Consider the following 2,270-nt stretch of genomic DNA (forward strand, 5'->3'; position numbering starts at 1 on the left):
GTTGAAGAGGGAGCATAGCGGGCTATGTGACCGATGAGACTTGGTGAAAACCACCATAAAAGACCTCAAGGAAGCCACAAGATACATTATATAAATATTTTCGAATTAAATTTAAACAGTTTCTAAGACTATTGTCAGGAATAATATAGAAGTTTAAAATTTAAAAATATCATCATATGTATTGGACACTTGAATTGGCGTCGAAACTTGAAGACGCGCCATGGCCTGCAACAAAAGAGGAACTTATAGATTTTGCGATGCGCAGTGGAGCACCGCTTGAGGTAATCGAGAACCTTCAGGAAATCGAAGACGAAGGTGAAATCTACGAAAGCATCGAAGAAATCTGGCCCGACTACCCCTCCAAAGACGATTTCTTCTTCAACGAGGAGGAATATTAATAGTGTAAATAATTGAGTGTCAGTGGTTAAGAAGAGGTTATTTTCTTGACCACTGACTTTTTTATGTATTTTCATATCCTCAGATGGCCTCAGTTGTCGCGGTTTTCTTGGCCAAAATCCATTTTCTTGGCTAAAATCCGACAACTAAAAACATCCTCCGGAATATACGTTCTTTCATACGGGAAAGTAGTATTCCGGAGGATAATTGTTTCGGAAGAATGATGCGATTAGCTGATGTTGACGATGTAGGAATCCTGAAGAATTTCTTCAAGAGATTTGCCATCAATATTTACAGTATCCCATACGCTTTCATCACATGGAATCATGTATAGAATCTCTTCCTCATAATAGTCATGAGTGTCTCTGTCTCCGAGTTGATCATATACGTACTCTCCTGCTTCTTTTCTAAATCGGAAAACAGGTATAGGACAGTTTTCAGCATGTATACCATAGAAGTTGCCGTCACCAACATAATAGAAAATCATGTTAAAACCACCTTCTTCAATATAAGATTGGAAGATTTTCTTAGAGACTGATGATTTTGTCTCACGTCTGTTTTCTGGTTGCCAGCCAAGCTGCCACATTTCAAGGTTTTTGCCCTCTCCGAAAAAATTGTTAACAACAACATCATGATTCCGTTTGGGTAAGTTTTGCGACATATTGTTCATCTGTGTTTCGCTTTATTATATTCAATAATCTTTTGGATAAGCGAGTCATATTTATCATCTATCGGATGATGATTATTTTTCTGACCACTTTTACGACTCACCATGCCGGTTGAAGGATTCTCCGAAAATTTATGATAATGTGAAGATCCTTCTCCATTATTGGCAAACGGAATAAGATTGCCTTGCTTATCGAATTTTAGGTCTACCTGCCCAATACACTTATGCTTTTCGTATATCCCGAATGTTGTTATCTCAATTGTACCATCTTCTTTGCGATGAGCTCCGAGATAAATGGGGGATTCCGAATTAGAATTCATAGGTATTTTGACACGGCTGTCATTTCCTTTCTGAAGAAGAATTTTGTGGCCTTCTATTCGATTTGGTAATTCGTTATGCGTCTGGAGATATTCAGGTACGCCTCCGAGTTCTTTTTTATAAGTATTATTGCCACCCATTTGCAGATCTGTTGTTGTCGTTAGCAAAATAGATACAGTTCTCGGTGTCCTCTCCGGGAATAAGAGGGCCATAGCGAAGGATGCAAATCGGTTGCAATTCCTCACGGACTCGTTTTACGGCTTTTAGCCATTCTTCCGGATTTCCATGGTGGGTGACACCGACGCTGCTGATTGCTATGATAGAATGCTTTGGCCAACCTTCAAGCCAATAGTCCTCTTCCCATTCATCGGGGAATGAAACGTTTGGAATCACATTATATCCTCTTGACTGGAGCCACGCTACCCATAGCTTGTTGAGAAATGAAGCGTACATCTTTTGAGGACGGGTCATTTCGTTTGTCATCGAAAAATCCATCCCAATCGACACCTTGAAGTTGGACAGCAACGTCTCTGTTTCGAAGGGCTTGTTCCAGTATTGCATGATTCTGGAGTCTTCCACGTAGAAATGTGGCGCCACATGATACAGTTTCTGAGGCCCAGCGCGATGAATACCTCGAATATCGGTAGGAATATCTCCGGTATATGCGCGAACGATTGGCATCTCATTTTTAGATGTCATGCTGACAGCCATTGTCATGAACAGAAGAGTAGCATCTTTTCGTGCGAGGATTGTTTCAATCGTTGCATCAGAGTTTGATGCCACAGTTTTAAGTGCCGTGATTTCGGCGGAAAGATTCTCTTCCACAGGTAGCAGATCGAGAAATGGAAGAGTGTTCTGAAGTGGGTAATACTCGTATGGCATATTAAAT

4 protein-coding genes are annotated in these 2,270 nt (G+C 40.5%); 1 reads left to right on the forward strand and 3 read right to left on the reverse strand.

Annotated features, from left to right (window positions below; genetic code table 11):
• Positions 1–176: 176 nt before the first annotated feature.
• A complete protein-coding gene (locus tag JX312_RS12475; protein WP_123403987.1) occupies positions 177–398 on the forward strand; it encodes a DUF2795 domain-containing protein in 222 nt (73 codons plus the stop codon).
• A gap of 227 nt (positions 399–625) precedes the next feature.
• Here the strand turns inward: JX312_RS12475 and JX312_RS12480 are convergent, their stop codons facing one another.
• The 3 genes from JX312_RS12480 to JX312_RS12490 all read right to left on the reverse strand — a co-directional run.
• Positions 626–1,057 (reverse strand): hypothetical protein, encoded by a 432-nt coding sequence (locus JX312_RS12480; RefSeq protein ID WP_124029565.1) that lies wholly within the window; start codon positions 1,055–1,057, stop codon positions 626–628.
• A gap of 5 nt (positions 1,058–1,062) precedes the next feature.
• Positions 1,063–1,521 carry a hypothetical protein gene (locus JX312_RS12485; RefSeq protein ID WP_123403991.1) on the reverse strand — a complete coding sequence of 153 codons (459 nt, stop codon included), beginning with the start codon at positions 1,519–1,521 and terminating at the stop codon, positions 1,063–1,065.
• Positions 1,508–2,270, reverse strand: a 763-nt coding sequence (locus tag JX312_RS12490) for a DUF4417 domain-containing protein (protein ID WP_204458221.1), incomplete at its 5' end; no start/stop codon positions are given. The genes JX312_RS12490 and JX312_RS12485, both read right to left, overlap by 14 nt.

This window comes from Barnesiella sp. CU968, assembly GCF_905219685.1.
Taxonomy (GTDB): Bacteria; Bacteroidota; Bacteroidia; order Bacteroidales; family Muribaculaceae; genus Lepagella; species Lepagella muris_A.

What these genes read in the sequence shown, in the direction of transcription:
- JX312_RS12475 (WP_123403987.1), top strand. Translation starts at nt 177, where the DNA reads ATGTATTGGACACTTGAATTGGCGTCGAAACTTGAAGACGCGCCATGG.
- JX312_RS12480 (WP_124029565.1), bottom strand. Translation starts at nt 1,057, where the DNA reads ATGTCGCAAAACTTACCCAAACGGAATCATGATGTTGTTGTTAACAAT.
- JX312_RS12485 (WP_123403991.1), bottom strand. Translation starts at nt 1,521, where the DNA reads ATGGGTGGCAATAATACTTATAAAAAAGAACTCGGAGGCGTACCTGAA.